General features: G+C 66.9%; 18 protein-coding genes. 7 read left to right on the forward strand and 11 right to left on the reverse strand.

Annotation, left to right across the window (positions count from 1 at the left end):
• Window positions 1-47 precede the first annotated feature (47 nt).
• The 3 genes from VGN58_RS05650 to VGN58_RS05660 all read left to right on the forward strand — a co-directional run bounded on the left by VGN58_RS05650 (window position 48) and on the right by VGN58_RS05660 (window position 2,485).
• Window positions 48-911: a pirin family protein gene (locus tag VGN58_RS05650; protein ID WP_327482331.1), complete on the forward strand. Its 864-nt coding sequence runs from the start codon at window positions 48-50 to the stop codon at window positions 909-911.
• Window positions 912-1,060: 149 nt separating this feature from the next.
• Entirely contained in the window at window positions 1,061-1,783 is a 723-nt protein-coding gene (gene aqpZ, locus VGN58_RS05655; RefSeq protein ID WP_327482332.1) for an aquaporin Z, read from the forward strand.
• A 240-nt stretch (window positions 1,784-2,023) separates the two neighbouring features.
• Entirely contained in the window at window positions 2,024-2,485 is a 462-nt protein-coding gene (locus VGN58_RS05660; RefSeq protein WP_327482333.1) for a hypothetical protein, read from the forward strand.
• A gap of 41 nt (window positions 2,486-2,526) precedes the next feature.
• On the opposite strand, the gene VGN58_RS05665 is transcribed toward VGN58_RS05660, so the two are convergent.
• From VGN58_RS05665 to VGN58_RS05710, 10 genes are all read right to left on the reverse strand, one after another.
• A complete protein-coding gene (locus VGN58_RS05665) occupies window positions 2,527-3,387 on the reverse strand; it encodes a pirin family protein (protein WP_327482334.1) in 861 nt (286 codons plus the stop codon).
• 186 nt (window positions 3,388-3,573) lie between these two features.
• Window positions 3,574-4,935 carry an NAD-dependent succinate-semialdehyde dehydrogenase gene (locus VGN58_RS05670; RefSeq protein WP_327482335.1) on the reverse strand — a complete coding sequence of 454 codons (1,362 nt, stop codon included), beginning with the start codon at window positions 4,933-4,935 and terminating at the stop codon, window positions 3,574-3,576.
• 260 nt (window positions 4,936-5,195) lie between these two features.
• Window positions 5,196-6,038, reverse strand: coding sequence for an ABC transporter permease subunit (locus VGN58_RS05675; protein ID WP_327482336.1), 843 nt, complete (start codon window positions 6,036-6,038; stop codon window positions 5,196-5,198).
• Window positions 6,035-6,949 carry an ABC transporter permease subunit gene (locus tag VGN58_RS05680; protein WP_327482337.1) on the reverse strand — a complete coding sequence of 305 codons (915 nt, stop codon included), beginning with the start codon at window positions 6,947-6,949 and terminating at the stop codon, window positions 6,035-6,037. Before VGN58_RS05680 ends, VGN58_RS05675 begins: the two co-directional genes overlap by 4 nt.
• Window positions 6,946-8,082, reverse strand: a complete 1,137-nt coding sequence (locus VGN58_RS05685; protein ID WP_414710755.1) for an ABC transporter ATP-binding protein — start codon at window positions 8,080-8,082, stop codon at window positions 6,946-6,948. The genes VGN58_RS05680 and VGN58_RS05685 overlap by 4 nt, the downstream gene beginning before the upstream one ends.
• 99 nt (window positions 8,083-8,181) lie before the next feature.
• A complete protein-coding gene (locus VGN58_RS05690; protein WP_327482338.1) occupies window positions 8,182-9,303 on the reverse strand; it encodes a polyamine ABC transporter substrate-binding protein in 1,122 nt (373 codons plus the stop codon).
• 200 nt (window positions 9,304-9,503) lie between these two features.
• Window positions 9,504-10,619, reverse strand: coding sequence for a polyamine ABC transporter substrate-binding protein (locus VGN58_RS05695; RefSeq protein WP_327482339.1), 1,116 nt, complete (start codon window positions 10,617-10,619; stop codon window positions 9,504-9,506).
• A gap of 90 nt (window positions 10,620-10,709) precedes the next feature.
• Window positions 10,710-12,074 (reverse strand): aspartate aminotransferase family protein, encoded by a 1,365-nt coding sequence (locus VGN58_RS05700; RefSeq protein WP_327482340.1) that lies wholly within the window; start codon window positions 12,072-12,074, stop codon window positions 10,710-10,712.
• Window positions 12,075-12,223: 149 nt separating this feature from the next.
• A complete protein-coding gene (locus tag VGN58_RS05705) occupies window positions 12,224-13,618 on the reverse strand; it encodes a glutamine synthetase family protein (RefSeq protein ID WP_327482341.1) in 1,395 nt (464 codons plus the stop codon).
• 103 nt (window positions 13,619-13,721) lie between these two features.
• Window positions 13,722-14,483 carry a gamma-glutamyl-gamma-aminobutyrate hydrolase family protein gene (locus VGN58_RS05710; RefSeq protein ID WP_327482342.1) on the reverse strand — a complete coding sequence of 254 codons (762 nt, stop codon included), beginning with the start codon at window positions 14,481-14,483 and terminating at the stop codon, window positions 13,722-13,724.
• A gap of 210 nt (window positions 14,484-14,693) precedes the next feature.
• On the opposite strand from VGN58_RS05710, the gene VGN58_RS05715 reads away from it, so the two are divergent.
• From VGN58_RS05715 to VGN58_RS05730, 4 genes are all read left to right on the forward strand, one after another.
• A complete protein-coding gene (locus VGN58_RS05715) occupies window positions 14,694-16,073 on the forward strand; it encodes a glutamine synthetase family protein (RefSeq protein WP_327482343.1) in 1,380 nt (459 codons plus the stop codon).
• 121 nt (window positions 16,074-16,194) lie between these two features.
• Window positions 16,195-17,487, forward strand: a complete 1,293-nt coding sequence (locus VGN58_RS05720; protein WP_327482344.1) for an FAD-binding oxidoreductase — start codon at window positions 16,195-16,197, stop codon at window positions 17,485-17,487.
• A 97-nt stretch (window positions 17,488-17,584) separates the two neighbouring features.
• Window positions 17,585-18,889, forward strand: coding sequence for a diguanylate cyclase (locus VGN58_RS05725; RefSeq protein ID WP_327482345.1), 1,305 nt, complete (start codon window positions 17,585-17,587; stop codon window positions 18,887-18,889).
• A 277-nt stretch (window positions 18,890-19,166) separates the two neighbouring features.
• Window positions 19,167-19,628 (forward strand): bacteriohemerythrin, encoded by a 462-nt coding sequence (locus VGN58_RS05730; protein WP_327482346.1) that lies wholly within the window; start codon window positions 19,167-19,169, stop codon window positions 19,626-19,628.
• A gap of 127 nt (window positions 19,629-19,755) precedes the next feature.
• Here the strand turns inward: VGN58_RS05730 and VGN58_RS05735 are convergent, their stop codons facing one another.
• On the reverse strand, window positions 19,756-21,033 hold the full coding sequence (locus VGN58_RS05735) for an MFS transporter (protein WP_327482347.1): 1,278 nt from the start codon (window positions 21,031-21,033) through the stop codon (window positions 19,756-19,758).
• Between the last annotated feature and the right edge of the window lie 88 nt (window positions 21,034-21,121).

The raw sequence follows: 21,121 nt of genomic DNA on the forward strand, positions 1-21,121 counted from the left end.
GCCGATGCGCCGTGCGATGCTTGGCGCCTCTCCCCGAGGACCCACCCATGACCACGATCATCGCGCCCCGCGTGCACGACCTTGGCGACGGCTTCAACGTGCGCCGCGCCGTTCCCAGCCTGCAGGCCCGCAGCGTCGGCCCGTTCGTGTTCGTCGACCACATGGGACCGGCGGTGTTCGAGCCGGGGCGCGGCATCGACGTGCGGCCGCATCCGCACATCGGACTGGCCACGGTGACGTTCCTCTGGTCGGGCGCGATCCACCACCGCGACACGCTGGGATCGGAACAGGTCATCACGCCGGGCGACGTCAACTGGATGACCGCCGGCCGCGGCATCGCCCACTCCGAGCGCACGCCCGGCGACGTGCGCGCCGGGCGCCACGACGTGCACGGCATGCAGACCTGGGTGGCGCTGCCGCGCTCGGCGGAAGAAGTCGCGCCCGAGTTCCACCATCACACCGCCGCCGCGCTGCCGCTGATCGAGCGTGGTGGTGCGCGCCTTCGCGTCATCGCCGGTCGCGCGTATGGCGAAGAGTCGCCGGTGAAGGTATTCAGCGGCACCTTCAACGTCGCCGTCGACCTGCTGCCGGATGCAGAGCTGGAGATCGACGACGGCCACGTCGAACGCGCGCTCTACGTGCTGGAAGGCCAGGCGCAGGTCGACGGCGCCGACATCCCGGAAAAGCACCTGGTGGTGTTCGATCGCGGCAGCCGTGCGGTCCTGCGGGCGAAGACGCCGGTCAAGGCGATGCTGCTGGGTGGAGAACCGCTGGATGCGCCGCGCCATCTGTGGTGGAACTTCGTGTCCAGCTCCAAGGAGCGGATCGAACAGGCCAAGCAGGACTGGCGGGAAGGCCGCTTCGGCCACGTGCCGGGCGAAACGGAATTCATCCCGCTGCCGGAGCGTTGAGCCCGCCGCCTGTCGGGATGCAAATGTGAGGCGCACTTCATTGGTGTTCGAATGCGCCCGTTCTAACGCAAAGCAAACATCTGCCGTGCGTGGCTTCCGTTATCGTGCGCCCACCGTCATGTGACGGGGCGCACGCATTGGGGGCCGACATGACGATGGCAAAGAAACTCGCGGCAGAGTTTCTGGGGACGTTCTGGCTGGTGCTGGGTGGGTGCGGCAGCGCCGTGCTCGCGGCCAACTTCGGCGGCGACGGCAATCCGCTGGGCATCGGCCTGCTGGGCGTGTCCCTGGCCTTCGGCCTGACCGTGCTGACCGGCGCCTACGCGTTCGGCCACATCTCCGGCGGCCATTTCAATCCGGCGGTCAGCGTGGGCCTGTGGGCCGGCGGACGGTTTCCCGCCCGCGAACTGGTGCCCTACCTGGTGGCGCAGGTGGTGGGTGGCCTGGCCGCCGGCTTCATCCTGTGGCAGATCGCCAGTGGCCATCCCGGCTTTGCGGTCGATCCCAACGCGGCGGGCGCGTTCGCCAGCAACGGCTACGGCGCGATGTCGCCGGGCGGGTTCACCGTGGCGGCGGCCTTCCTGACCGAAGTCGTGCTCACGGCGTTCTTCCTGATCGTCATCATGGGCGCCACGCACGCACGTGCGCCGGCCGGCTTCGCCCCGATCGCCATCGGCCTGGCGCTGACCCTGATCCACCTGATCAGCATTCCGGTGACCAACACGTCGGTGAATCCGGCGCGTTCAACCGCCGTGGCGATGTTCGCGGGCCCGGCCGCCATGGGGCAGCTGTGGCTGTTCTGGCTGGCGCCGGTCCTGGGTGGCCTGATCGGCGGCATGCTGTACGGCTGGCTCGGCCGCGACCGGCAGTGAGTCGGCCGACCGCGCTCGGCCCGTCGGGCGCGGACATGCCGACGCTGTGACCCGGGTCGCCGTTGGCGGGCCTGCTGCGTTGTTTTGCGCCGCAGCATGGGCTATGGTCGGGTCGACTGTCGCGGGAAAGACAGTCGACACCGTGGAATGCGAGGGGATGACGCCAGGGCGCATGGCCCGCCGCGGTGGCCGATGACGTGGCGCAGTCTGCCACCCGGACCTTTCATCCAGGGGGACTACATGAAGATCGTGATTGCCGTTGGCCTGACCCTTTTCTCCACCGTCGCGTGGGCGCAGACCGCGCCGGCCTGCCCGACCCTGCCGGCCGATGCCGGGCTGACCTGGGAGCAGCGCGTCGATGCCACCTTCATCACCTGCAAGGCGCTCACCGACGATGGCCGGCAGGTGTTCAACCTGATGCTGACCGCGCGCGACCCCAAGATCAGCCTGGAGCGACGCCTGCGCCAGGAGGAAAGCACCTTCTCCGGCGAGGAGATGTACTGGTACCAGCCCAACCTGGGGGGCCAGGAGACGTTGCCGCAGATGGCATCGCGACGCATCGCCGTGGTCGAGTACGAAGACGACCGCTACGCGCAGGTGTGGATCAATGCCGCGTCACCCGAAGAACTGGCATCGCTGATCTCGCTGGCGCGCCAACTCGACATGAACAATATCGGCGCGCAGCTGTCCGCCGGCAACTGACGGCGGCGAGCGCGGCGGACAGACGTTCCGCCGCGCCAGCCTCAGAACCGGCCTTCCTGGAAATCCACGAAGGCCTGCATCAGTTCCTGCCGGGTGTTCATGACGAACGGGCCGTGCCGCATCACCGGCTCGCGCAGCGGACGCCCCGCCACCACCATCAGCCGCGCGGGCCGGCTGCCGGCCCGCAGCTGCAGCGTATCGCCGCCGCCCAGCACGCCCATCTCGTGCGTGTCCAGCGGACGCGCCGCATCGCCCTCGCCCACCGTCACCGCGCCTTCGAACACGTAGGCGAACGCGTTGTGTCCGGCCGGCAGCGCGTAGTCCCAGGCGTGGCCCGGCTGCAGCGCGATGTCGAGATACACCGGATCGGTGGCCGGCTGCGAGATCGGGCCCTGCGTGTCGCCGACGCTGCCGGCGATGACCTTGACCTCGACACCTTTCGCCGGGTGCGCGACCGGGATCTTCTCCGGGTCGAACTCCTGGTACTTCGGTTCGGTCATCTTGTCGCGCGCCGGCAGGTTCACCCACAGCTGGAATCCGCGCATGCGGCCGGACTCCTGCTCGGGCATCTCCGAATGCACCAGGCCACGACCGGCGGTCATCCACTGCACCGCGCCCGGCGTCAGCAGGCCTTCGTTGCCGTGGTTGTCGCGATGGCGCATGCGCCCGTCGAGCATGTAAGTCACCGTCTCGAAACCGCGATGGGGATGCTCGGGAAAACCGGCGAGATAGTCCTCGGCCTTGTCGGTGCCGAACTCGTCCAGCAGCAGGAACGGGTCCAGGTCCGGCAGGTCGGGGCCGCCGATGACGCGCGTCAGCTTGACGCCGGCGCCGTCGGACGTGGGTCGGCCGCGGATCGTGCGGATCACGTGGGCGGGCGTGGTATCGGTCAGCGTGCTCATGGTGCCTCCTGGTCAACTGCCGACAAGATGGCACCGGCATGACCGCTTAGGAACGGCGGCCACCGTAACCATCCGTTCCACCGGAGCAGGCAATTCCTCGTAGGAGCGCCCCATGGGCGCGATGCTTTTGCTCCGGGAATGATCGAAAGCAGGAGCATCGCGCCCATGGGGCGCTCCTACAAACAATCAGGCCACGTAGACCGACTTGATGTTCATGAACTCGTGGATGCCGTGCTCGGCCAGTTCGCGCCCGAAGCCGGACCGTTTGGTGCCGCCGAACGGCAGGCGCACATCGCTGCGCACGATCGCATTGACGAACGCGGCGCCGACATCCAGCTGCCGCGCGATGCGGTCGCCGCGCGCCACGTCCCGGGTCCACACGCTGCCTCCCAGGCCGAAGGTGGTGTCGTTGGCCACGCGCACGGCCTCGGCCTCGTCCTTGACCCGCAGGATGCTGGCCACCGGGCCGAACAGTTCCTCGTCGTAGGCCGGCATGCCCGGCGCCACGGCATCGAGAATGGTGGCCGGATACCCCGCATGCGAGGCATCGGGTTCCCCGCCCAGCAGCACCTTGGCGCCTTTCGAGACGCTGGCCTGCACCTGCCTGTGCAGTTCGTCGCGCAAGTCCTGGCGCGCCATCGGCGCGAGCGTGGTGGCATCGTCCTGCGGGTCGCCGAGCTGCAGCTTCGCCGCCGCTTCGACGAAGCGCTGCACGAAGGCATCCGCGATGCCCTCCTGCACGATGAAGCGCTTGGCGGCGATGCAGGTCTGCCCCGCATTGCCGAAGCGCGAGGCCACCGCGCCGGCCACCGTCTTGTCCAGGTCGGCATCGTCCAGCACGATGAAGGCATCGCTGCCGCCGAGCTCCATGACGCTCTTCTTCAGCTGGCTGCCGGCATTGGATGCGACGGACCGTCCCGCGCGCTCGCTGCCGGTCAGCGTCACCGCGGCGACACGCGGATCTCGGATGACTTCCGCCGCCTGGTCGTTATCGATGTGCAGCACGCCGAACACGCCCTCCGGCAGCCCTGCCGCCGCAAGCACGTCGGCAATGACGTCGGCGCATCGCGGCACGTTGCTGGCGTGCTTGAGCACCGCCACGTTGCCGGCCATCAGTGCCGGCGCGAGGAAGCGGAATACCTGCCAGATCGGGAAATTCCACGGCATCACCGCCAGCACGCAGCCGATCGGCTCGTAGCGCACGTAGCTGCGCTGGCCGTCGGTGGCGACCGGACGGTCCTGCAGGTAATCGGCGGCGTGGTCGGCGTAGTAGTCGCAGGCGCCGGCGCACTTGTCGACCTCGGCCAGCGCCTCCTTGCGCAGCTTGCCCATCTCGGCGGTCATGATGCGCTGGATGTCGTCGCGCCTGCGACGCAGCTCCGCGCCGACCGCGCGCATCACCTTGCCGCGTTCGGCGAGCGACAGCGCGGACCACAAGGGGAATCCCTTCAAGGATGCCGCGAGTACGGCATCCACCTGTGAGGCGGTCATCAGTTCGTGGCGGTACTCGACCTGTCCGGTCGCGGGATTGACGGTTTCGACGGTCATGGCTGCTTCTTGGTCATGGTCTGCCGGAAGAAGAAAGCGATTCTGGATGCGGAGACGTTATGGCGCCGTGGCGGGAGATCTCCTCCGCCTCCAATGGTTCCGCCGTCATCCCAGCGAAAGCCGGGATCCATCCTGCTTCTGCCCCTGATTTACTGGACGTGCACACGACAATCACAGTGGATCCCAGCTTTCGCTGGGATGACGTAACAAGGATCGCGGCCGCACCCGCGTCCGACCGACCCTCCCTGCCTTGCCACTTGCTATCCGTTGTCCTGCAACGCCAGCTGCATGTCGCGCTGGCGGCGCTTCTCTTCCCGGGACATGAACCACCAGCCGAGGAACGCGGCCACGCTCACCACCAGGATCATCAGGGTGGCGAGGGCGTTGATCTTCGGGCTCAGGCCCATGCGCACCGACGAGAACACCTTCATCGGCAGCGTGGTCGAGCTGGGACCGGCGACGAAGCTGGCGATCACCACGTCGTCCAGCGACAGGGTGAAGGCGAGCAGCCAGCCCGACACCAGCGCCGGCGCGATGATCGGCAGGGTGATCAGGAAGAACACCTTGATCCGGTTCGCGCCCAGGTCCATCGCGGCCTCTTCCAGCGACTTGTCCAGTTCGGAGAGCCGCGAGGACACCACCACGGTGACGAAGGCCAGGGTGAAGGTCACGTGCGCGATCCAGATCGACAGGATGCCGCGCGGCTGCAGGCCGACCACCTGCCCCAGCGAGACGAACATCAGCAGGATCGACAGGCCGATGATCACCTCGGGCATCACCAGCGGCGCGGTGATCAGCGCACCGAACAGCGTCTTGCCGGGGAACCGCCGCATGCGCGTCATCACCAGCGCGGCCATCGTGCCCAGCACCACCGCCGCGGTCGCGGTCCAGAACGCCACCTTGATGCTGATCCACGCGGCCTGCAGCATCTGCTTGTCGCGGAACAGCTCGCCGTACCACTTGAACGAGAAGCCGGACCAGACCGTGGCCAGCCGCGACTCGTTGAAGGAATACACCATCAGGATGAGGACCGGGATGTAGAGGAAGGCGAAGCCCAACCCCAGCACCGTCCAGTTGACGGCGCGTTGGCGCGCGCGGCTCATGTCAGCCTCCCTTCCATCTCGCGCTGCTGCACCCGGTTGAAGATCAGGATCGGGATCAGCAGCAGGATCAGCATGACGATGGCCACCGCCGATGCCGCCGGCCAGTCGCGGTTGTTGAAGAACTCGCCCCACAGCACGCGGCCGATCATCAGCGTGTCCGGGCCGCCCAGCAGCTCAGGGATGACGAACTCGCCGACCGCCGGGATCATCACCAGCATGCAACCGGCGATGATGCCCGCCTTGGACAACGGCAGGGTGATGGTGAAGAACGCCTTCCACGGCTTTGCGCCGAGATCGTAGGCGGCTTCCAGCAGGCGCTGGTCGTGCTTGACCAGGTTGGTGTACAGCGGCAGCACCATGAACGGCAGGTAGCAGTAGACGATGCCGATGTAGGCCGCCAGCGGCGTGTACAGGATCTGCAGCGGCTCGTCGATGATGCCGATCTTCATCAGCAGGTTGTTGAGCAGGCCGTTGTTCTTGAGGATGCCGATCCAGGCATAGACGCGGATCAGGAACGAGGTCCACGACGGCAGCACCACCAGCATCATCGCGATGTTGCGCGACGAAGGCGGCAACCGGGCGATGACGTAGGCGATCGGATACGCCACCAGCAACGCGAGCAGCGTCGAGATGGCGGCGATCTTGATCGAACTGAGGTAGGCCGCCACGTACTGCGAGTCGGTGAACAACGCCGCGTAGTTGCCCAGGTTGAGCTTGAGCGTCAGCGCCTCGTCGATGTACTCGAGGATGGGCGTGTACGGCGGCATCGCGATCGCCAGTTTGGCGAACGAGATCTTCAGCACGATCAGGAACGGGATGGCGAAGAACAGCAGCAGCCAGACATAGGGAACCGAGATCACGCCCCAGCGCGGCCCCGGCAGGCGCTTCCGAAGGGAGCGTAGGAGGTTCATGAGGTCAGCACCACGCCGTCGTTGTCGCCCCACCACACCCAGACCTCGTCGTTCCAGGTGAGCCCTTCACTGGCCCAGCGCTGCACGTTGGCGAAGTTGGCCATGAACTTGTACCCGCTCGGCAGGCGTACGTGGTAGACCGAGTGGCTGCCGAAGTAGGCGATGTCCTCGATCACGCCCTTGGCCTTGTTGTGCGGCTGCGGCGGCTCGTCCTTGCCGATGCCGAGCTTCTCCGGCCGCACCGCGAACCCGACCTCCTGCCCCTCGAAGCCCGAGATGCCGTGGCCGATGTAGATCGGGTCCGGCAGCTGTGGCGAGCGGATGGTCACGTAGTTGGCTTCGTCTTCCTCCACCGCGCCCTCGATCAGGTTGACCGAGCCGATGAACTCGGCGGCGAAGCGGCTGGTCGGCTGCTCGTAGATCTCGTCGGGCGTGCCGACCTGGCGGATCCAGCCCTGGTCCATCAGCGCGATGCGGGTGGCCATGGTCATGGCCTCTTCCTGGTCGTGGGTGACCATCACGCAGGTCACCCCGGACTTCTCGATGATGCTGACCAGTTCCAGCTGCATCTGCGAGCGCAGCTTCTTGTCCAGCGCGCCCATCGGCTCGTCGAGCAGCAGCAGCTTCGGGCCCTTGGCCAGCGACCGCGCCAGTGCCACGCGCTGCTGCTGGCCGCCGGAGAGCTGGTGCGGCTTGCGCTTGGCCAGCTTGCCCAACTGCACCAGCGCCAGCATCTCCTCGACGCGCTTGCTGATGGCGTCCTTCGAAAGGCCATCCTGCTTCAGACCGAACGCGATGTTCTGTTCCACCGTCATGTGCGGGAACAGTGCGTACGACTGGAACATCATGTTGAGCGGCCGCTCGTAAGGCGGCAGGTCGTTGAGCAGCTGTCCGTCTAGGTAGATCTTGCCGGAGGAAGGCGTCTCGAACCCTGCCAGGCAGCGCAGCAGGGTGGACTTTCCGCTGCCCGAGCCGCCCAGCAACGCGAAGATCTCGCCCTTGCGGATGGTCAGGTTGGTGTCATCCACCGCCACGAACCCGTCGAACTCCTTGCGCACGTCGACGATGCGCAGGTACTCCTGCGTATTCGCCTTGACGTTCGGTGCCGCGCCGTTGCCCTGTTCTGCCGTCATGGAGATCCCCTGGTCGCCGGCTTCCGTGGACGCCGGCGTGGATGTTGGATGTCTGCGACCCCGCGCCGGAACGGACCGCGTCCGTCCCGGCGGCGGTGCTTACTTGCCGGTCTTCAGTTCCGTCCAGATGCGGGTGTACTGGCGGTCGACCTCGGGCGTGATGATGGCGAAGGTGAACAGTTTGGCCTCCACCTCGGGCGTCGGGTAGATCGTCGGATCCTCGGTGATCGCCTTGTCCATCAGCTCCTTCGCCTTCGGAATGGCGTTCGGGTAGCTGATGAAGTTGGAGTTGTTGGCCATCACCTGCGGATCGAGCAGGTAGTTGATGAAGGCGTAGGCCTCGTCCAGGTGCTTGGCGTCCTTCGGGATGGCCAGCATGTCGAACCACTGCGGCGCGCCTTCCTTGGGGATGGCGTAGGCGATGTTGACGCCGTTCTTCGCATCCACCGCGCGGTCGCGCGCCTGGATGATGTCGCCGGACCAGCCCACCACCAGGCAGGTGTCGCCGTTGGCCATCGCGTCGATGTACTGGGAGGAATGGAAGTTGGTGATGTAGGGACGGATCGTCTTCAACAGCGCGGCGGCCTTGTCGATCACCGCCGGGTCCTGGCTGTTGGGATCCTCGCCCAGATAATTGAGCGCGATCGGGATGATCTCCGACGGCGTGTCGAGGAAGGTCACGCCGCAGTCCTTCAGCTTGCTGATGTTCTCCGGCTTGAACACGATGTCCAGGCTGTTGGCGATGTCGGTGGTGCCGAATGCCGCCTTGACCTTGTCGACGTTGTAGCCGATGCCGGTGGTGCCCCACATGTAGGGAATGGCGTGCTGGTTGCCGGGATCCTGGTTCTCCAGCCGCTTCATGATGGCCGGGTCGAGGTTGGCGTAGTTGGGGATCTTGCTCTTGTCCAGCGGCAGGAACACGCCGGCCTGGATCTGGCGGCCCAGGAAGTTCATCGTCGGCACGACCACGTCGTAACCGCTGCTGCCGGCCAGCAGCTTGGTCTCCAGCACTTCGTTGCTGTCGAACACGTCGTAGGTCACCTTGATGCCGGAGGCCTTCTCGAAGTTCGGAATGGTGTCTTCGGCGATGTAGTCGGACCAGTTGTAGACGTTGACCTGTTTGGCGGCGCCTGCGGCATTGCCGCCTTCGTCACCGGACTTTCCGCCGCAGGCAGCGAGGGTACACAGGGCCAGGGTGGTTGCCAGTACGCGCAGTTTCATCCATCTCTCTCCGTTCGGCCCGCGAGGGCGGCTTGATGTGGTCCCTTGCCGGCCTGGGCCGCCGCGGGCGTGCTGTCGGTGCAGTGGCCGGTTCCGTGCCGTCGTGCTCCCCTTCCCCTCCCCCATGCCGTCGCCCGCTTCCCCGGGCGCCGCCACGATGACGAAGGGCGCGTCCGTTCCGGCACGCGCCCGTGCTTGTTTCAGCGCCCGGTCTTCAGCTCCGTCCAGATGCGCGTGTACTGCCGATCCACGTCCGGCGGCAGCACGGCGAAGGTGAACAGCTTCGCGTCCACGTCGGCCGGCGGATAGATCGTCGGATCGTCGGCGATGCTCTTGTCGACCAGCGGCTTCGACGCGGGCACCGGGTTCGGATAGGTCACGTAATTGGTGTTCGCCGCCGCGACCTGCGGATCGAGCAGGTAGTTGATGAAGGCGTACGCGTTGTCGACGTTCTTGGCGTCCTTCGGGATGGCCAGCATGTCGAACCACTGCGGCGCGCCTTCCTTCGGAATGGAGTACGCCACGTTCACGCCATTACCCGACTCCGCCGCGCGGTCGCGCGCCTGGATGATGTCGCCCGACCAGCCCACCACCAGGCAGACATCGCCGTTGGCCAGGTCGTTGATGTACGAGGACGAGTGGAAGTTGCGGATGTAGGGGCGGATGGTCTTCAGCAGCGCGGCGGCCTTGTCGATCACGGCCGGGTCGAAGCTGTGCGGGTCCTCTCCGAGGTAGTTGAGCGCGATCGGGATGAGTTCCGACGGCGTATCCAGCACGGTGATGCCGCAGTCCTTCAGCTTGGCCGCGTTCTCCGGCTTGAACACCACGTCCCAGCTGCCGGTGACGGCGGTGTCGCCGAAGATCGCCTTGATCTTGTCGACGTTGTAGCCGATGCCGCTGGTGCCCCACAGGTAGGGCACGGCGAACCGGTTGCCCGGATCCTGCAGCGCGATGCGCTCCAGCATCTTCGGGTCGAGGTTCTTCAGGTTGGGGATCTTGCTCTTGTCCAGCGGCAGGAACACGCCCGCCTGGATCTGCCGGCCCAGGAAGCTCAGCGAAGGCACGACGACGTCGTAGCCGCTGCTGCCGGCCAGCAGCTTGGTCTCGACCATCTCATCGCTGTCGAACACATCGTAGGTGACGCTCACGCCGGTCTGCTGCTCGAAGTTCGGGATGGTGTCCTCGGCGATGTAATCGGGCCAGTTGTAGACGTTCAACGTCTTGGACGACGCGCCATCGGCGGCCGCGCCATCCGTCCCGCCACAGGCGGCCAGCACGGTGGCGGCCAGCACGACGGTGAGGGTCTTGAGCTTCATCGGTGTCTCCATGGAACAGGATCGGGGGATGGAACCATCATACGCCCGGGCCGCAGCGCCGTGACGCAGCGCACGGACCTTGCGATGACATTACATTCCCAGGTCCGTCGCGGTGTCGTTGAGCGCTTTCCAGGTCTTCTCGAACAGTTCGTCCACCTGCGCACGCGTGATGATCAGCGGCGGCGACAGCAGCATGGCGTCCCAGGTCGCGCGCAGGATCAGACCATGCTTCAGCGCGTGGTCGCGGCAGCGCTGACCGACCGTGCCGCGCTCGGGGAAGAACGCGCGCTTTCGCTTGTCGGGCACCAGTTCCAGCGCGCCGACCATGCCGGCGATGCGCGCCTGCCCGACCAGCCGGTGCTCGCCCAGCTCGGCCCAGCGCTGCGCCAGGTAGGGCGCGATCTCGGTCTTCGCCCGCTCGACGATCTTCTCCTCCTGCAGGATGCGGATGTTCTCCAGCGCCACGGCCGCGCAGACGGGGTGGCCCGAGTACGTGGCACCATGCGCGAGTTCTCCCCCCTGCTCCTTGAGCACCTTCGAGATGCGGTCGTTGAACATGGCCGCGCCCAGCGGGATGTAGCCCGAGGTGATGCCCTTGGCTACCGGCATGATGTCCGGCTGGAAGCCGAAGTACTGCGAACCGAACCATTCGCCGGTTCGGCCGAAGCCGCAGATCACTTCGTCGGCCACCAGCAGCACGTCGTACTGCCGGCAGATGCGCTCGATCTCCGGCCAGTAGGTCTTCGGCGGTATGTACACGCCGATGGCGCCCATGATCGGCTCGCCGATGAAGGCGGCCACGCGCTCGGGACCGAGTTCGAGGATCTTCTGCTCCAGCCGGCGCGCGGCGACCAGGCCGTACTCGTCCTCGGACAGGTCGCCGCCGTCGGCGAACCAGAACGGCGGATCGATGTGGTGGATGTCCGGGATCGGCAGCCCGCCCTGCTTGTGCATGCCCTTCATGCCGCCCAGGCTGGCGCCCGCCATCGTGGTGCCGTGGTAGCCGTCGTGGCGGCCGATGAAGATGGTCTTCTGCGGCTGGTCCTGCACCGCCCAGAAGTGGCGGACCAGGCGCAGGATGGTGTCGTTGGCTTCCGAACCGGAATTGACGAAGAAGGCGTGGTTGAGGTCGCCCGGCGCCAGCTCCGCCAGCTTGGCCGCCAGTTCGATGGTCGGCTCGGTGGTGCACTGGAAGAAGCTGTTGTAGTAGGCCAGCTGCGTCATCTGCTTCGACGCCACCTCACCCAGTTCCTTGCGCCCGTACCCGACATTGACGCACCACAGGCCGGCGAAGGCGTCGAGCAGCTGGTTGCCGTCGGCATCCCAGACGTAGCAGCCCTCGCCCCGGGTCAGGATGCGCGTGCCCCGCTTCGCCAGCGCGGCGTTGTCGTTGAACGGATGCAGGTGGTGCTCGGCGTCGAGCTTCTGCAGGGTACGGGTGTCGAGTCGGGTCATGTGGGCTCCAAGATTGGGCCCCTCTCCCATTGGGAGAGGGGTTGGGGTGAGGGTCCGGCAGAACCATCGGCGGTGAACCATCCCGATGCCGCCGCACCCTCATCCGGCGCTACGCGCCACCTTCTCCCGGAGGGAGAAGGGATCAACGGTCAGACGTTCAACAACAGGAACTCACGCTCCCACGAGCTGATCACGCGGAAGAAGGTTTCGTACTCCTTGCGCTTGACCGACACGTACGCGCGGACGAAGCGCGCGCCCATCAGCTCCTGCAGCGGCTTGCAGCCTTCCAGTTCGTCCAGCGCCTCGCCCAGCGAGCGCGGCAGTTCGAAACCGATGTCCTGCGCGCTGCTGGCCAGCGGCTCGGTCGGCTTGAGCTGTTCGCGGATGCCGAGCAGGCCACACGCCAGCGTGCCCGCCATCGCGAGATACGGATTGGCATCCGAGCCGGCGAAACGGCTTTCCACGCGCATGTTGTCCGGCGTGTCCATCGGCACGCGCAGGCCGCAGGTGCGGTTGTCGTAGCCCCACTGCACGTTGATCGGCGCCACCTGCCCCAGCGCCAGCCGCCGGTAGGAATTGACGTTGGGGCCGAAGAACGCCATCGCCATCGGCACGTATTTCTGCAGCCCGGCCAGGTAATGGCCGAACAGTTTGCTGCCCTTGCCTTCGCTCTTGCCGGTGAAGACATTTCGTCCGGTCTTCACGTCCACCAGGCTCTGGTGGATGTGCATGGCGCTGCCGGGTTCGTTCTCCATCGGCTTGGCCAGGAAGGTGGCGTACACGCCATGGCGCATCGCCGCTTCGCGCATGGTGCGCTTGAACAGGAACACCTGGTCGGCACGCGACAGCGCGTCGTCGTGGGTGAAGTTGACCTCCAGCTGCGCCGCGCCGGATTCGTGGATCAGCGTGTCCACGTCCAGTTCCATCGCGTCGCAGTAGTCGTACATCAGGTCGAGGATGGGGTCGAATTCGTTGACCGCATCGATCGAATACGACTGGCGCGCCGTTTCCGGGCGGCCCGAACGGCCGGCCGGCGGCAGCAGCGGGAAGTCCGGGTCGGTATTCTTCTGTACCAGGAAGAATTCCAGTTCCGGCGCCACCACCGGAAGCAGGCCTTCCTTTTCGTACGCCGCAAGCACGCGCCGCAACACGTTGCGCGGCGCCAGGTCGTGGGGCTTGCCGTCCTTGGTATGGCAGTCGTGGATCACCTGCGCGGTGGGATCGGTCGCCCACGGCACCATGCGCACGGTGTCCGGATCCGGACGCAGGAACATGTCCGAATCCGACGGCGACGTCAGGTCGTAGTAGTCGTCCGGATAGTCGCCGGTGACGGTGGTGGCGAAGATGCCCTCCGGCAGGCGCGTGCCGTAGTCGTGACTGAACTTGTCGGCCGGGATGATCTTGCCGCGCGCGATGCCGGTGATGTCGGGCACCAGGCATTCGACCTCGGTGATGCTGCGTTCCCGCAGCCAGCGGAGCAGTGAACTGTCGGCGGGCTCGGCGGCCGCGGTCTTCTTTTTTCGTTCTGTCTGTTTCTGGCTCATGGAAAGCTGAGGTCCTGGGAGGAAGAAGGCCGGCAGGTCTGCCGGTCGCCTGCGGAACGGGCGCGTCAGCGCCCGCCCTCCCATGGCGGTGGATGCCGCCGCTTCATGCCGCCACCCGCAGTCGCCGTGCCCGCTCCCGGCAGGCATCGCCGAAGGCGCGGAAGATCGACAGGTAGAACGGGTTCTCCGCCACTTTCCACTCGGGGTGCCACTGCACCGCCAGCATGAAGCCCGGACCCTCGTGGCGGAACGCCTCGATCAGCCCGTCCGGCGCCTGCGCTTCGACCACCAGTCCGTTGCCCAGCCGGCGCACGCCCTGGCCATGCAGCGAATTGACGGTGGCGCGCGTGTCGCCGGCCAGCCTGGCCAGCAGGCCACCCGGCACCAGTGCGATGTCGTGCGCCGGCCCGTACTGCACGTCAAGCGGATCGTCCCTGTTCTCGCGGTGGTCCATGAAACCGGGCTGCTCGTGCACCTTTTGGTACAGGCTGCCACCGAAGGCGACGTTGACCTCCTGGAAACCACGGCAGATCGCCAGGACGGGCACGCCCAGTTCGATGGCGAGCGGAATCAGCGGCAGGTTGGTGGCATCGCGGCGCGGGTCCAGCAGGTTGCCCTCGTAGCTGGATTCGTCGCTGTAGTGGTGCGGTTCGATGTTGCTCACCGCCCCGGTCAGCAGCAGGCCGTCGAGGCCGTCGAGCACCTGCCGCAGCGGCAGGACCGGGTCGAGCGTGGGCACCAGCAAGGGCAGGCAGTTGGCCCCGTCGACCACCGCGCGCACGTACTTCTCGCCGACGGCGAGGAAGGGATGCGCACCGATGTGCTTGTGGTCGGTCGGCAGGCCGACCCGCGGCAGCGGGGTCATGCAGGAAGCCCGAAAGTGGCTTGTCCGCACGTTAACCCGGCCGTTTTATTTTTACAACACGACGCCGTCAGATGACGTTTTTGGCGCTGATATGGTGCGCCGCGGCACCAATTTCGGGCATTTCCACCGCTTACGGAATTCTTTCCGTTGAGTATTCTTGACGCGCCGGGCGCTCTGCTAAGCTCCGCCGCAGCCCTCCGGATGACCCTCATGCGCCCCGATTCCGCCGCGTCTTCCCTGCCTGCCGACGATGCCGCCACGCTGGCCGCACTTCCCGATTGCGAGCAGATCGATCTGCTGCTGCCGGACATGAACGGCTTGCTGCGCGGCAAGCGCATCACCCGCGACGCGCTGGAAAAGGTCTATCGCGACGGCGTGTGCCTGCCGATGTCGCTGATCGCGACCGACATCACCGGCAACACGGTGGAGGAAACCGGGCTGGGGTACGACATCGGCGACGAGGACCGCATCTGCCGCCCCGTGCCGGGTTCGCTGCGGCCCGTGCCGTGGTCGCCGCGCACCGCTGCGCAGCTGCTGCTGAGCATGGAAGATGCGAAGGGCGGCATGTTCGAGGCCAATCCGCGCGAAGTGCTGAAGCGCGTACTCGCGCGCTATGCCGCGCGCGGGCTGAAGCCGGTGGTGGCGGTGGAACTGGAGTTCTACCTGTTCGACCAGCGCATGGACGACGCGGGGCGTCCGCGCACCTCGATCAATCCGGCGACCGGCCAGCGCAACACCAGCACGCAGGTCTACTACATGGAAGACCTCAACGATTACCGCGGCTTCACCGATGCCGTGGCAGCCGCCTGCCGTGCGCAACGCATTCCGGCCGACACCGCGGTGGCGGAGTACGCGCCGGGCCAGTTCGAGATCAACCTCAAGCACCGCGACGACGCCCTGCTCGCCTGCGACGACGCCATCTACCTGAAGCGCGCGATCAAGGCGGTCGCCCAGCAGCAGGGCCTGATGGCCAGCTTCATGGCCAAGCCCTTCGCCGGGCAGGCCGGCAGCGGCATGCATATCCATGCCAGCGTGCTGGATGCCGACGGCCGCAACATCTTCGCCTCATCGCAGGCCGCACCCGCGGATGCGCTGAGGCACGCGATCGGCGGCCTGCAGCGCAGCGACCAGGATTGCCTGCTGCTGTTCGCGCCGCACGCCAACAGCTACCGCCGCTTCGTGCTCAACGCCTTCGTGCCGCTCAACGATGTGTGGGGCTACAACAACCGCACCGTCGCCATGCGCATCCCGCACAGCGACGAAGCCAATACGCGCATCGAGCACCGCATCGCCGGCGCCGACGCCAACATCTACCTGGTCACCGCCGCGGTGCTGGCCGGCATGCTGCACGGCATCGAGCAGGGCTTCGACCCCGGCCCGCCGATCACCGGCAACGCCTACGACCAGACCGAGATCCGCACGCCGTTCTGGCGGGAGGCGATCGGTGCGTTCATGGGCAGCGAGTTCATCCGCGAGCAATTCGGCACCTCGTTCCAGCACATCTACGGCCAGCAGAAGCTCAAGGAGATGCACAGCTTCTATACCGAGGTGACCGACCTGGAATACGCGTGGTACCTGCGATCGGTGTGAGGAAGAACATGCTGCCCTGGAGATCGTCATTCCCGCGAAGGCGGGAACCCAGCGACGTCCGCCTCGCGAACACGAAGGCACTGTGTCCCCGCCTTCGCGGGGATGACGGCGGACAAGCATCATGAGCACGGCCCTTTCCAGCGCCCCCTATCCCGACAGCTGGTACGCCGCCAGCACCACGCCGTTGCCGGCGCAACCGGTACTGGAAGGCCGCGTCGACGCCGATGTCTGCATCCTCGGTGCCGGCTACACCGGGCTGTCGGCGGCGCTGGAACTGGCCGAAGCCGGCTACAGGGTGGTCGTGCTGGAAGCCGAGCGGATCGGCTGGGGCGCGTCGGGGCGCAACGGCGGGCAGGCCATCGCCGGTTTCAGCTGCGGCGAGGCGAAGCTGGAAGCGTTGGTCGGCTTCGACGACGCCAAGAAGATGTTCGACCTGTCGCTCGATGGCCTGCGCTGGCTGCGCGGGCGCATCGACCGGCACGGGATCGACTGCGACTGGCGCGACGGCCACGCCACGGTGCCGATCAAGCCGCGCCAGCAACGCGACGTGGAAGAGGCGGTCGAGGACTTCAACGCCCGCTACCACCACCCCGTGCAATGGTGGGACCGCGAGCGCCTGCGCAGCGAACTCGCCAGCGACCGTTACCTGGGCGCGATGTACGACCCGGTCAGCGGCCACCTGCATCCTCTGGCGTACGCGCTGGGGCTCGGATGCGCCGCACTGGACGCCGGCGTCCGCATCTTTGAGGGCTCCCGCGTGACGGAACTCGTCCGCGGCGCGCGACCGCTGCTCAAGACCGCGCGGGGCGAGGTCGCCTGCGACACCGCGATCCTCGCCGGCAACGCGCTGTTGCGCGGGATCGCGCCGGAACTGGAGTCGCGGATGATGCCGGTGGGCACCTACATCGCCGCCACGCCGCCGCTGGGCGAGGCGCGCGCACGCGCCCTGATCCGCAACGACATGGCGGTGGCCGACACCAACTGGGCGCTGGACTACTTCCGCCTTGGCCGCGACCACCGCCTGCTGTTCGGCGGCCGCGCCAGCTATTCGGCGATGACCCCGCCCAACCTGCGCAGCGTGATGACGCGGCGCATGCACCGCGTGTTCCCGCAGCTGCGCGATGTCGGCATCGAGTACCTGTGGGGCGGGATGATCGACATCTCGCTCAATCGCGCCCCGCACTGGGGACGGCTGTCGCCCAACCTGTATTTCGCCCAGGGGTTCTCGGGACACGGCCTGATCGCCGCGGGGCTGGCGGGCACCGTGCTTGCCGAGGCGATCCGCGGGCAGTCCGAGCGGCTGGACCTGTTCGCGAAGATCGACCACCATCCGTTCCCCGGCGGTCGCGCCCTGCGCACCCCCCTGCTGGTCGCGGCCATGGCCTGGTACAAGCTGCGCGACGCGCTGTGGTAAGGCCTTCACGCCGCCATCACGTTTCGTGACGACGCTCTCAAGTCCGCGCCGCAACGGCCGATAGCAGTGACAGGAATTCCTCTCGGCCCTCCCGAGCATGTCCAGTCCGCAACGCGCCGTACCCGCCACCGCCAGCCAGTCGCCCCTGCCCCAGCGCATCCTGGTGGTGGAGAACTCGCGCACGCATGCGCGCCTGATCGGCGAAGCGATCGAGCAGAAGCTCAGCCTGCCCGTCGTCTACGCCTCCACGCTGGCGGAGGCGCGCGCGACGCTGGAGAAGCACCCCGACTGGTTCATGGTGGTCACCAGCCTGGTCCTGGCCGACGGCAGCCACGACGAGGTGGTCGAATTCTTCCTGTCGCGCCAGTTGCCCACGGTGGTCGTCAGCGGCGTATACGACGACACCCTGCGCGAGCAGGTGCTGCGCCGGCAGGTGGTGGACTACGTGCTGAAGAACACGCCCGGCAGCATCGACTACCTGGTCTGGCTGGTGCAGCGGCTGGAACGCAACCGCCGCATCGCCGCGCTGATCGTCGACGACTCGCGGTCGGCCCGCCAGCACGCGGCGGCGCTGCTCTCGATGTACGGCTTCCGCGTGGTGGAAGCGGCGGACGGCGAGGCCGGCCTGGCCGTGCTGGACGCCAACCCCGACATCCGCCTGGCCATCGTCGACCAGGAAATGCCGGGCATGAAGGGTCACGAATTCACCCGGCGCCTGCGCGCTCGCCACGCGCGCGACCACCTGGCCATCATCGGCATCTCCGGCACCAGCGACGGCAGCCTGGTGCCGCGCTTCCTGAAGAGCGGCGCCAACGATTTCCTGCACAAGCCGTTCTCGCGCGAGGAATTCTTCTGCCGCGTCTCGCAGAACATCGATCAGTTGGAACTGATCGGTACGCTGCAGGACCTGGCCACCCGCGACTTCCTCACCGGCCTGCCGAACCGCCGCCACTTCCTGGCCGAATGCCATGCGCTGTTGCCCAACACGCTCGGCCGCCAGCAGGCGGTGACGGCGGCGATCATCGACATCGACCATTTCAAGCACATCAACGATATGCATGGCCACGAGGCCGGCGACCTCGCCCTGAAGGCCGTCGCCCAGGCCATCGCGCGTCATGCGGGCACGCAGGACCTGGTGGCCCGGTTCGGCGGCGAAGAGTTCTGCGCACTGGTGCCCTACCTGGGCGAGAGCGAGGCGGTGGAGTATTTCGAGTCGCTGCGCGCCGCGATCGAGGCGCTGCAGGTCGATGTGGGTGGCCACGCGCTGCGCATGACGGTCAGCATCGGCGTGTTCCGCACCCGCTTCCCGGGCCAGACGCTCAATCATCTGCTCAGCGAAGCCGACCGGCGGTTGTACCTGGCCAAGGCGGGCGGGCGGAACCGGGTGGTGTCGAGCGGTTAGCCGCCCTCTGTAGGAGCGACGTGAGTCGCGACCGGGAGATTGGTGCGCCCAAACCGCATCCATGCAACCGAAAGACCAAGCGGGGCCTCAATGGCTACAACTCGACCAGAGCCCGCTGACGGTATCGGGTCGGCGGTCGCGACTCACGTCGCTCCTACATCAGTCCACCGTTCGCTGCGTCCATCGGTCGCAGCATTGATTCCGATCAATGCCGCGACAGGGACGCACACCTAGATTCCCCCGCATTCCGGCATCCGCCGGCAGGGGGGAACCGCGCATGACACTGCTGATCTGGCAGGACGACATGGACACCGGCATCGACATCATCGATGGCCAGCACCGCCGCATCGTGGAGATGATCAACCATCTCCACGTGACCCAGAAGTCGATGGAGCGCTTCGCCGTGGGCGAAGTGATCGATGAACTGGTCGACTACACGCTTTCGCACTTCGCGTTCGAGGAAGAGCTGATGGAGGAGGCCGGTTACCCGTTCAGTGCGGCCCACAAGCGGGTGCACGACGTCTTCACCAGGCGGGTGTCCGAGTACCGCCTGCGCTTCCAGGCCGGCGAGGACATCGTGGACGAACTGCGCAGCCTGCTGTCGCGCTGGCTGTTCAACCACATCCGCAACGACGACAAGGCCTACGCCGACTCGGTGAAGCGCCACCTCAACCAGTTCGTCCGCGATCACCAGCAGGGCGGCTGGCTCAGCCGCACCGTGAAGCGGCTGTTCGGGTAGCGTGCGCCGGGGAAGGATCCTGCGGCCGTGCGCGTGGCGCACGCGACGTAGCGGATCATGACGGGGCCAGACCGTAGCGTGCGCTATGCGCACGACCACGCGATGCCCCATCGCGAGCCTGGACGCATTACCGCCGACGCGGCATCGCCAACAAGGCCAGCAACGTCAGCAGGGCCATGCCGGCCAGGTACCCGCCCACCGACGCCAATCCGTAGCGTTCACCGAGCCGCGTGGCGATGTAAGGCGCGGGGGACGCACCGAGGATGCCGGCCAGGTTGAACGCCAGCGATGCGCCCGTGTAGCGCACGGCGGTCGGGAACATCTCGGCCAGGATCGTGCCGCAGGGGCCGTACGTCAGGCCCATCGCGCCCAATCCCAGCGCCAGGAACGCCAGCACGCCCAGGTCGTTGCCGGATTCCAGCAGCGGCGCGAAGGCGAAGCCGAACCCGATGATCAGCAGCGTGGCCACGATCATCGCGTTGCGCCGTCCGAAGCGGTCGGCGTACAGCGCCGAAAGCGGGATGGTCAGGGCGAAGAACAGCACGCCGACCATCTGCAGCATCAGGAAATGCTCGCGCGTGTAGCCGAGCTTCGACGTACCCCAGCTCAGCGCGAACACGGTCATCAGGTAGAACAACACGAACGTGGCCACCAGCGCGAAAGTGCCGGTCACCAGCGCGAACGGATGCTCGCGGATGGCGGTCAACATCGGCACCTTGACGCGCTCGCCTTGGTCCAGCGTCTTCTGGAAGTCCGGCGTCTCGGCGATGCGCAGCCGCACCCACAGGCCGACGAACACCAGCACCGCGCTGGCGACGAACGGAATGCGCCAGCCCCAGGCGAGGAAGTCCGCATCGCTCATCACCTCGGTCAGCAGCAGGAAGATCCCGGTCGAACACAGGAACCCCAGCGGCGCGCCCAGCTGCGGGAACATGCCGTACCACGCGCGCTTGCCGGGAGGCGCGTTCTCCGTGGCCAGCAGCACCGCCCCGCCCCATTCGCCGCCCAGGCCGATGCCCTGCCCCAGGCGGCACAGCGCCAGCAGCAACGGCGCCACGATGCCCACCTGCGCATAGGTCGGCAGCAGGCCGATCAGCACCGTGGAAATCCCCATCGTCAGCAGTGCCGCCACCAGCGTCGCCTTGCGGCCGACCCGGTCGCCGAAGTGGCCGAACAGCGCCGATCCCACCGGCCGGGCGATGAAGGCCAGCGCGAACGTGGCGAACGACTGCAGCATGGCCGTGGTGGGATCGCCCTGCGGGAAGAACAGGTGCGGGAACACCAGCACCGCCGCCGTCGCGTAGATGTAGAAATCGAAGAACTCGATGGTGGTGCCGATCAGGCTGGCGAACAGCACGCGCCGCGGCGAGTTGACGGGCGTGGAGGCGACGGCGGTGGCGGTCATCGGCGGGCCGGTGGGTGGGACGGGGCGATTCTGGCAGAACGGACGAGGGGCTGTGGGAGCGACGTGGGTCGCGATCTCCGTCCGGCCT

This window comes from Pseudoxanthomonas sp., from assembly GCF_035999195.1.
Taxonomy (GTDB): domain Bacteria; phylum Pseudomonadota; class Gammaproteobacteria; order Xanthomonadales; family Xanthomonadaceae; genus Pseudoxanthomonas_A.

What these genes read in the sequence shown, in the direction of transcription:
- VGN58_RS05665 (WP_327482334.1), bottom strand. Translation starts at nt 3,387, where the DNA reads ATGAGCACGCTGACCGATACCACGCCCGCCCACGTGATCCGCACGATC.
- VGN58_RS05730 (WP_327482346.1), top strand. Translation starts at nt 19,167, where the DNA reads ATGACACTGCTGATCTGGCAGGACGACATGGACACCGGCATCGACATC.
- VGN58_RS05735 (WP_327482347.1), bottom strand. Translation starts at nt 21,033, where the DNA reads ATGACCGCCACCGCCGTCGCCTCCACGCCCGTCAACTCGCCGCGGCGC.
- VGN58_RS05685 (WP_414710755.1), bottom strand. Translation starts at nt 8,082, where the DNA reads ATGACGGCAGAACAGGGCAACGGCGCGGCACCGAACGTCAAGGCGAAT.
- VGN58_RS05715 (WP_327482343.1), top strand. Translation starts at nt 14,694, where the DNA reads ATGCGCCCCGATTCCGCCGCGTCTTCCCTGCCTGCCGACGATGCCGCC.
- VGN58_RS05725 (WP_327482345.1), top strand. Translation starts at nt 17,585, where the DNA reads ATGTCCAGTCCGCAACGCGCCGTACCCGCCACCGCCAGCCAGTCGCCC.
- VGN58_RS05675 (WP_327482336.1), bottom strand. Translation starts at nt 6,038, where the DNA reads ATGAGCCGCGCGCGCCAACGCGCCGTCAACTGGACGGTGCTGGGGTTG.
- VGN58_RS05710 (WP_327482342.1), bottom strand. Translation starts at nt 14,483, where the DNA reads ATGACCCCGCTGCCGCGGGTCGGCCTGCCGACCGACCACAAGCACATC.
- VGN58_RS05690 (WP_327482338.1), bottom strand. Translation starts at nt 9,303, where the DNA reads ATGAAACTGCGCGTACTGGCAACCACCCTGGCCCTGTGTACCCTCGCT.
- VGN58_RS05700 (WP_327482340.1), bottom strand. Translation starts at nt 12,074, where the DNA reads ATGACCCGACTCGACACCCGTACCCTGCAGAAGCTCGACGCCGAGCAC.
- aqpZ (WP_327482332.1), top strand. Translation starts at nt 1,061, where the DNA reads ATGACGATGGCAAAGAAACTCGCGGCAGAGTTTCTGGGGACGTTCTGG.
- VGN58_RS05660 (WP_327482333.1), top strand. Translation starts at nt 2,024, where the DNA reads ATGAAGATCGTGATTGCCGTTGGCCTGACCCTTTTCTCCACCGTCGCG.
- VGN58_RS05705 (WP_327482341.1), bottom strand. Translation starts at nt 13,618, where the DNA reads ATGAGCCAGAAACAGACAGAACGAAAAAAGAAGACCGCGGCCGCCGAG.
- VGN58_RS05680 (WP_327482337.1), bottom strand. Translation starts at nt 6,949, where the DNA reads ATGAACCTCCTACGCTCCCTTCGGAAGCGCCTGCCGGGGCCGCGCTGG.
- VGN58_RS05650 (WP_327482331.1), top strand. Translation starts at nt 48, where the DNA reads ATGACCACGATCATCGCGCCCCGCGTGCACGACCTTGGCGACGGCTTC.
- VGN58_RS05720 (WP_327482344.1), top strand. Translation starts at nt 16,195, where the DNA reads ATGAGCACGGCCCTTTCCAGCGCCCCCTATCCCGACAGCTGGTACGCC.
- VGN58_RS05670 (WP_327482335.1), bottom strand. Translation starts at nt 4,935, where the DNA reads ATGACCGTCGAAACCGTCAATCCCGCGACCGGACAGGTCGAGTACCGC.
- VGN58_RS05695 (WP_327482339.1), bottom strand. Translation starts at nt 10,619, where the DNA reads ATGAAGCTCAAGACCCTCACCGTCGTGCTGGCCGCCACCGTGCTGGCC.